12 protein-coding genes are annotated in these 6,423 nt (G+C 38.2%); 3 read left to right on the top strand and 9 right to left on the bottom strand.

Annotation, left to right across the window (positions count from 1 at the left end; translation table 11 throughout):
* Positions 1-237: 237 nt before the first annotated feature.
* The 4 genes from ACTJJQ_RS19130 to ACTJJQ_RS19145 form a co-directional block, all read right to left on the bottom strand.
* The gene (locus ACTJJQ_RS19130; RefSeq protein WP_081114554.1) at positions 238-756 is read right to left on the bottom strand and encodes an Imm6 family immunity protein; all 519 of its coding nucleotides are present in this window, start codon (positions 754-756) and stop codon (positions 238-240) included.
* Between the two features lie 15 nt (positions 757-771).
* Positions 772-1,083 carry a hypothetical protein gene (locus tag ACTJJQ_RS19135; RefSeq protein WP_240504375.1) on the bottom strand — a complete coding sequence of 104 codons (312 nt, stop codon included), beginning with the start codon at positions 1,081-1,083 and terminating at the stop codon, positions 772-774.
* A gap of 19 nt (positions 1,084-1,102) precedes the next feature.
* Positions 1,103-1,510 (bottom strand): Imm1 family immunity protein, encoded by a 408-nt coding sequence (locus tag ACTJJQ_RS19140; RefSeq protein ID WP_081114553.1) that lies wholly within the window; start codon positions 1,508-1,510, stop codon positions 1,103-1,105.
* A gap of 115 nt (positions 1,511-1,625) precedes the next feature.
* Entirely contained in the window at positions 1,626-1,904 is a 279-nt protein-coding gene (locus ACTJJQ_RS19145) for an NUDIX hydrolase (protein WP_234891354.1), read from the bottom strand.
* A gap of 135 nt (positions 1,905-2,039) precedes the next feature.
* Here ACTJJQ_RS19145 and ACTJJQ_RS19150 point away from each other — a divergent pair, with 135 nt between their 5' ends.
* Positions 2,040-2,171 carry a hypothetical protein gene (locus ACTJJQ_RS19150; RefSeq protein ID WP_272951266.1) on the top strand — a complete coding sequence of 44 codons (132 nt, stop codon included), beginning with the start codon at positions 2,040-2,042 and terminating at the stop codon, positions 2,169-2,171.
* Between the two features lie 47 nt (positions 2,172-2,218).
* Here the strand turns inward: ACTJJQ_RS19150 and ACTJJQ_RS19155 are convergent, their stop codons facing one another.
* From ACTJJQ_RS19155 to ACTJJQ_RS19175, 5 genes are all read right to left on the bottom strand, one after another.
* Positions 2,219-2,410, bottom strand: a complete 192-nt coding sequence (locus tag ACTJJQ_RS19155) for a hypothetical protein (protein WP_035702712.1) — start codon at positions 2,408-2,410, stop codon at positions 2,219-2,221.
* Positions 2,411-2,507: 97 nt separating this feature from the next.
* The gene (locus ACTJJQ_RS19160) at positions 2,508-3,920 is read right to left on the bottom strand and encodes a polysaccharide deacetylase family protein (protein ID WP_242730698.1); all 1,413 of its coding nucleotides are present in this window, start codon (positions 3,918-3,920) and stop codon (positions 2,508-2,510) included.
* Between the two features lie 154 nt (positions 3,921-4,074).
* Positions 4,075-4,629, bottom strand: a complete 555-nt coding sequence (locus ACTJJQ_RS19165; RefSeq protein WP_039956011.1) for a hypothetical protein — start codon at positions 4,627-4,629, stop codon at positions 4,075-4,077.
* On the bottom strand, positions 4,583-5,212 hold the full coding sequence (locus tag ACTJJQ_RS19170; RefSeq protein WP_431603594.1) for a GNAT family N-acetyltransferase: 630 nt from the start codon (positions 5,210-5,212) through the stop codon (positions 4,583-4,585). Before ACTJJQ_RS19170 ends, ACTJJQ_RS19165 begins: the two co-directional genes overlap by 47 nt.
* 60 nt (positions 5,213-5,272) lie before the next feature.
* Positions 5,273-5,566 (bottom strand): CotD family spore coat protein, encoded by a 294-nt coding sequence (locus tag ACTJJQ_RS19175; protein ID WP_017358055.1) that lies wholly within the window; start codon positions 5,564-5,566, stop codon positions 5,273-5,275.
* Positions 5,567-5,749: 183 nt separating this feature from the next.
* Here ACTJJQ_RS19175 and ACTJJQ_RS19180 point away from each other — a divergent pair, with 183 nt between their 5' ends.
* Together ACTJJQ_RS19180 and ACTJJQ_RS19185 are read left to right on the top strand one after the other, a co-directional pair.
* Positions 5,750-6,067: a hypothetical protein gene (locus ACTJJQ_RS19180; protein ID WP_041090962.1), complete on the top strand. Its 318-nt coding sequence runs from the start codon at positions 5,750-5,752 to the stop codon at positions 6,065-6,067.
* A 27-nt stretch (positions 6,068-6,094) separates the two neighbouring features.
* Entirely contained in the window at positions 6,095-6,316 is a 222-nt protein-coding gene (locus ACTJJQ_RS19185) for a hypothetical protein (protein WP_224558471.1), read from the top strand.
* Positions 6,317-6,423 lie beyond the last annotated feature (107 nt).

The following is a 6,423-nucleotide window of genomic DNA, read 5'->3' on the forward strand; positions in this document are numbered from 1 at the left end:
CGGGATATCGCGGAGCTATGTGTCTCGGATAGAGAAACGCGCACTGATGAAGATGTTTCATGAGTTTTACCGGGCGGAAAAGGAGTAACGGAAGCGGGAAAAGGGGAAGTGATTTGAATTTTGTAAAAGAATCCTTCTTGTTAGTGGATAAAAAACAGACCATATGAGGTCTGTTTTTTATTTTATCTCTAAGCTAATGTCTTTCTGTATTACTTATTAAAAATAGCCGTATTCTATTTAATCGCCTAATGGGAGATCCTCTTTGTTGATTAAATATAACTTGTTATTATCTTGATATTTGCTAGGATAATGACCAATTAGATACTTCGTTAGGATTTTCAGTTCAGCTATATCAATCATTTTTGATTCTATAGCATTTTCCCAAAGTGTATTCAATGTTTCATCATCTATTATCTCTAGCACTTGCGGAACAAATTTTTTATTTTCTCGTTTATACGCTTGATAAGCTGTATAAGAAACCGCATCTAATACTGAATACCAGCCATATTGTTTTTGTTCATCTTTTTCTTTATTTGCGAACTCGGCTACATCTATATAATCTTCACTATCTATGTAGTTACATAAATCATCTGCATTTAACTCTTTACCAGAAAGCCATTTCCAGCAATCTTCTAAAGCTTTTTCTCCTATGTGGTAACCATCATCTTCTTTATCTATAAATGCATACATTCTTTCGGCTATTGCTAAGCCTAGTGCAACTTTAGCTTCTTCACTAAGGTCATTGATAAAATCCATTCTATAGCCTCTTTTCTATTTTTTTATTTTAACGACATTTTCTGTAACACCATTTTTAACATCAAAAGATAAAGTATCTCTTGGGTACGGGACACTTGGATCTCGTTCTGATGTTACTTTTATTTTCAATTCAGGATAGTGATCTGTCAGTTGCTTAAATATTCCTCTTTCCTCATTTGGAACTTGATCAAACAAACCTTTTGTACATTTCCTATCTAAACTCTTAAAAAACACGCCTTCATAATCAAAACCATGTTCATCATACCCTACATGTAAATGCATAGATTCATCTAAGTTATGTAACTTCTCATATGTACTCACTTTCATCTTGCTCCCTCTAACTTTTCTAATCATACTGAAAATCAATATCCCTCAACTCTACCCATTCAACAAGGTCAGGAACTGTTTTTGTCGTCAAAAAATGGTGAACGATTTGATAAGCTTGATCCCGATTGATGTAGCTACATGACGGCACATACAATGGGGCGCCTGCGACCAAATGCTCGATCGTTTCAATTTTTTCTCCCTTTTTAAAAGGGACCAAAAAATTTGGATATCTCATGATCAAGAACCCATACGGTTCCGTATAAAAGAAAACTAGACTTTCACTTTCCCAATCTTCTTCTATCTCAATGGAAGATTCACCGTTTCCTTGTTTCCAATACTCTTCACCCTCCTGAAAGAAAATTCTTTTCATGAATTCTTCTCCCGGATTTTCTACTGGAGCTCCTGTGGGGCCGTAGTATAAAAACATCCATATCTCTCCTTCATACCCATATCAACTTGTTAACCAACTGTTCTATTTCCTTCAAATTGATAAAAAGCTTGTGGGTCTTCGTTTAATTTTAATAAGTTATATAACTTTGGGTTTAACTTTTGAAAGCTCCGGTGATTTTAGCAAAGAAGGTGATCATCAATGCATGATGTTTTTTGTCTTGAAAGACTGCTTCTCGAACCGAATGAATTTCATTTACTTTGCAAACATACCCTGTCTCTTCATTCACCTCGCGTATCACGGCTTGATGCAGGTGTTCGCCTTTTTCTACAGCCCCACCCGGCAGTTCCCAATATCCCTTTACATTTTTAACTGCTAAAATATTTTCTTCCGTATCGTAAATAATAGCTGATACTACATCTACTCGTTTCAAATATATCTACCTTCATCGCTCTTTGTTTACATCAATTGTCGAATAAATAGCACGAACTGTTCATTTCAATACATTCATTATACGGTATCCTTGATACATGCAAAAAGAAGCATTCAGCAGATTGGATGCCCCAGCATGTGGATCATCATCATTTTACTGATTGTCCTCATTTGGTTTACTTGGAATATCGTTTCGTTATTAAGACAAATGAAAGAATCAAATGAGAAAAATATACAACTGTTAGAACATCAAAAACCGCAAAAATAAAAACCTCACTCTTTTAGAGAGAGGTTTCTTAGCGTACGCAAGTATTCTTACCGTTTCTCATGAAACAACATATTTCTGATTCGTTGAATATAATGCAGCGCAATATGAACGAGACATAAAATAAGCCCGATCATCGCAAGTATATAGATGGGCAGCATCAAACCAGGTACATAGTTAACGATAAAACCCAAACTAAATGCTGTCAGCATATATAGGCTAATCAACCTCATGAATACCATCCGAAGCCCTCCCTTTCTACACTCACTTTAACATGATTTCCCTTTATTTTCATAATATGCTTTAAAAAATGCGAATCTACTAAGATTCGCATCATCATTACGTATTCAATTCACCTTTCTTCTCACGCGCTTCCTTCCACTGCTCAAGCTCAGACACCGTCAATAATTGATATCCCTGTTTGGTGAGTTCTTTGATAATCGTGACGGCTGCGTTGGCTGAGGTGTCATAGATGTCGTGCATTAAGACCGTTTCACCGCTAGATGCATGGGCTAGAATGTAGTTCGCGACGTATTGGCTGTTTCGATATTTCCAGTCTTCAGGATCCACATCCCAAAGGGTCACTTTCATGTGAAGAGCTTCGTTGATTTGTCCGTTTGTCCCGCCATATGGCGGTCTAAAATGAGTCGGTGTGAACCCGCTCGCTTTTTCAATGATTTGCTGCGTGTCTTCTACTTGTTTGACCGCTTGTTTTAAAGGGAGTCTTGTGAGCAAAGGGTGGTTATAGGAATGGTTTCCAATTTCATTTCCACCCTTTCTGATTTCACTTAACATATCGGGATAATACTGAACCCTGCTGCCTAATACAAAAAATGTAGCATGTCCTTTGTTCTCTTTTAATGCTGTTAAAATTTTTGAGGTCGTTGATGGATTGGGCCCATCATCAAATGTGAGTGCAATGGCTTTTTGATTCGGATGAAATGTGGATGGTTTTGGCAATTTCACAATCTTTCTTGTTGGAATCGGTTCTTTTTTCTCGTTTTTGTTCAATTCTTTCTTAATATATTCGGGTTTTAATATTCCTTTCAGCAGTGTTTTCTTAATCGCTAACACTTGAGGGCCTTGATGATTTGGAGCGATTTGTCCTCTTGGAAAGTAGAATTCGATATAGCGATCCTTGATGGCAAAATACTGATAATTCTTCGCCACAGGAGACGTTCCCTGTTTGAGCAGCGGCTGATTTTCAGCTAGCGTTCGATCTTTTTTTAATTCCTCAAAAGTCATATGAGATAATTTTTGAAGATTGTCCTTCTTTGATAGAAAGATATCGTTGATTGATAAAAATGTCTGTTTCTTGAAATCAAAATTCATCATCTTCGTTTGATTGACGCCTTGCTTTCCGCCCTTCACCTCATATGTATTGAATTTGATTGCGACGGTTTGCTTGGCATAATGAATGATCTCATAATCGATATTTAATTCGTATCGTTTTTCTTCATTGACATCACTCGCTTGACTAAACGATGTTTTAAACCTTTCTAACGCTGTCTCTGCAAATCTTTTGATCTCCTGATCTAGTTTTTCTTGATGAAACAGCGGATAGTTGACAGCATATCTCATGAATTTCCCGTCATTCACAAGTGTGACAATTTCAACTTGTTTGTAGCTCGCATCTTGTTCTACTTTTTTTCTCTCTGTCCCGCTTGCCTGCTGGTTATGATAAAACGCAGCGATACCGATGACGATCGCAAGTACACACAGGACGAGACTGATCTTCCCTTTCATTGACACAATGATTCTCCTCTCGTGATGCCGTCATGTCTAAATGGCGTGTGTTTGTAGGATAGACTTTTCGCAGCCCCTTTTTAGTTTGCAAAAAACACATTTGTCACATTTTCGACATATTTTACGAGAGACATATAAAAAGGGCTTGATCGCTCAGCCCTTATTTTTGCATATACAGTTGGAATAACTTTGTTTCTTCATCAATAGAGCGTGCCTGGTCAAAAGCTGCTCTGACTGTCTTTGAGTTGTTCACCAGCTCATACAGCATGGTGAGAACAAAAATAAATGACGCATTTCCATCAATGTAGTCATCGGGCGCTGTATAGGATATCGCCCCTGTTTCTAAAAAAGCTTCTGCCAACTTTTTTTCGCCTAGTGTACAGCCTGTACATATAATGTGGACTCCATTTAACGAAGCATAGCGCTTTATGTCATCCGCACCAAAAGCAGCACCTCTCGGCTCACCCTCTTCGTATACATCTTCTCCTAACTCCGGCATGAGAAACGCTCCTTCTTCTCCGTGAAAGGATAAAAGAATGAAATCCGTCTCGCCTCTATTCCTCCCGGATAAAACATTAATCAGGTCATTCGGTCTGCCTATCCAATGCATATCGACTTTTGCGCCAAAGTTTTCAAGTGCTGCACGAAGCGCAAAGGATTCCAGCTCACTATTTGGTCCGGCTGCCAATGTGATGCGCATGACTGGCTGGCTCATTTATATCCCCTCCAAACGATGATAAACATAGCACCATTTTTTCCTCATCTACATATGCACCATTTATTTTTAGTGCTTTTTCTTCTACCGCATACGACTTAAATCCAACAGACTTGTAAAGATGTTTGGCTGGGTCGTTTGTTGTGACCACTGTTAAATATATTTGTTCGATGTCTTTTTTTTCGCGTGCAAAAGAAAGTACTTTTGTCAGAAGTGCCTTCCCCATTCCTTTTCCGCGTCCACTAGCCGTTACATACATCGCTGCCAAATTGGCACGGTGCTTTAATTTCTGCAAGGTTTCTTGTATGAGTGTGACCGAGCCGACCAGCTGACCTTGATGAAAGGCACCGAATGTCCACATAGATTGTGTAGAGGCAAAACGAGCCTTATATTTATTCTTCGTATCTAGCTTCTCTTCCTCGTAACTCATAGCAAAACTCTCTGGATTTAATCGGAGTGCTTCTAATCTCAAGTTCGCATATTCTTGAGCATCTTCTGGTGTTAACAATCGAATATTCAGAAAATCGCCTCCATCAGAATGAATTGATACTACAATTTTATCTTGAAAGAAGCTTTTGATCAAAATTTTTATGCAAAAAAAGGCATCCCATCACAGGATGCCTCACTTCTTTTTAACATTAAACTACCACTTACAGCGTTTGACCGGGCGGCAGCAAGGATTCTTGATATCACTGCCACAGTCATATTCTTCCACAATATACTCATTTCGAGTAGATTGCGTCACAGGGTAGTAGTTTTCAATTCTTTTGATGTTTTTATTGACGTTTGTGATATGAGTTGGATGAATCTTTCTGATCGTTTGTACATTTGTTGTCGTGTTGACAATTTGACGTGTAGGGGATACAACCGTTTCAACTTCTCCATGATTCCCCCTGCGAGGTCCAAAGAAAAAATTGTCTAATCGATTCCGGCTCATCTCAACACCCCTTCAAGTTGTCTTTCACTTACACTCTATCGTATGTCAGAGGTACGATTAGTGATTAGATGCTTGTCTATTTTTGATAAAATCCGCTTGTGATCTAGTAGTCTCTTTCTTTACAATAGGACAATTTTAACATATTATACAAATGATCTCTTGTGAAGGAAAGGACATTCATTGATGAAAACAAGACATAAGCTTTTTTCATTTTTCATTCTGCTCGTCGTGATCATCACCCTTCCCTTGCTGTCGCCTATGGTTTTTACAAATGCGACTGAAAGAGGAGCGATACGGCATGCCATTTATCAAGAAGGCTACCCTTACCAAAGCTATTTTGCTATTTTGCAAAAAAAGGACGATGTAGACCCTCAATATGGTCAGCTGTATGATGTGTATTGGCAGGCTTGGAAAAGCGAGACAGGAATGACACCTTCCGTCTGTTATTCAAAAAAGATAGAAGACCATGAATATAAGGTCAGCTGCGGAACTGCACCATAACATTTTTCAATAACTTTAAAATTAGAGGTGAACGATTTGATCAACACAACACAAACCATCGAACGAAACAAACTGGACATTGCACTTGAACTGACGCAATTGCATTTGAATCGATATGAAGCAAATCATCCTGATCAGCTGAGTGAAATTTATGCGAAATATTATGCGCTTCTTGAAGTACTGGACGTATCCTCATCTGATCAATTAATGGATTTACTGCCAGATGAACTGAAACAAATACTTGATTAAAAAAACCATCTATCCACACAGAATAGATGGTTCAGATTGTTGACAAAGGGCTAAAATGAACTTGATTTTAGCCCTTTGTCTTCTTTTCAGCGTGATAGAAAACCTTT

The organism is Bacillus sp. 22483, assembly GCF_052044605.1.
GTDB classification, from domain to species: Bacteria; Bacillota; Bacilli; order Bacillales; family Bacillaceae; genus Bacillus; species Bacillus altitudinis.

Bases quoted from the DNA above. Each gene is read 5' to 3' on its own strand.
- ACTJJQ_RS19165 (WP_039956011.1), bottom strand. From the start codon at position 4,629: ATGAGCCAGCCAGTCATGCGCATCACATTGGCAGCCGGACCAAATAGT.
- ACTJJQ_RS19150 (WP_272951266.1), top strand. From the start codon at position 2,040: ATGTGGATCATCATCATTTTACTGATTGTCCTCATTTGGTTTACTTGG.
- ACTJJQ_RS19130 (WP_081114554.1), bottom strand. From the start codon at position 756: ATGGATTTTATCAATGACCTTAGTGAAGAAGCTAAAGTTGCACTAGGC.
- ACTJJQ_RS19155 (WP_035702712.1), bottom strand. From the start codon at position 2,410: ATGGTATTCATGAGGTTGATTAGCCTATATATGCTGACAGCATTTAGT.
- ACTJJQ_RS19135 (WP_240504375.1), bottom strand. From the start codon at position 1,083: ATGAAAGTGAGTACATATGAGAAGTTACATAACTTAGATGAATCTATG.
- ACTJJQ_RS19140 (WP_081114553.1), bottom strand. From the start codon at position 1,510: ATGTTTTTATACTACGGCCCCACAGGAGCTCCAGTAGAAAATCCGGGA.
- ACTJJQ_RS19175 (WP_017358055.1), bottom strand. From the start codon at position 5,566: ATGAGCCGGAATCGATTAGACAATTTTTTCTTTGGACCTCGCAGGGGG.
- ACTJJQ_RS19180 (WP_041090962.1), top strand. From the start codon at position 5,750: ATGAAAACAAGACATAAGCTTTTTTCATTTTTCATTCTGCTCGTCGTG.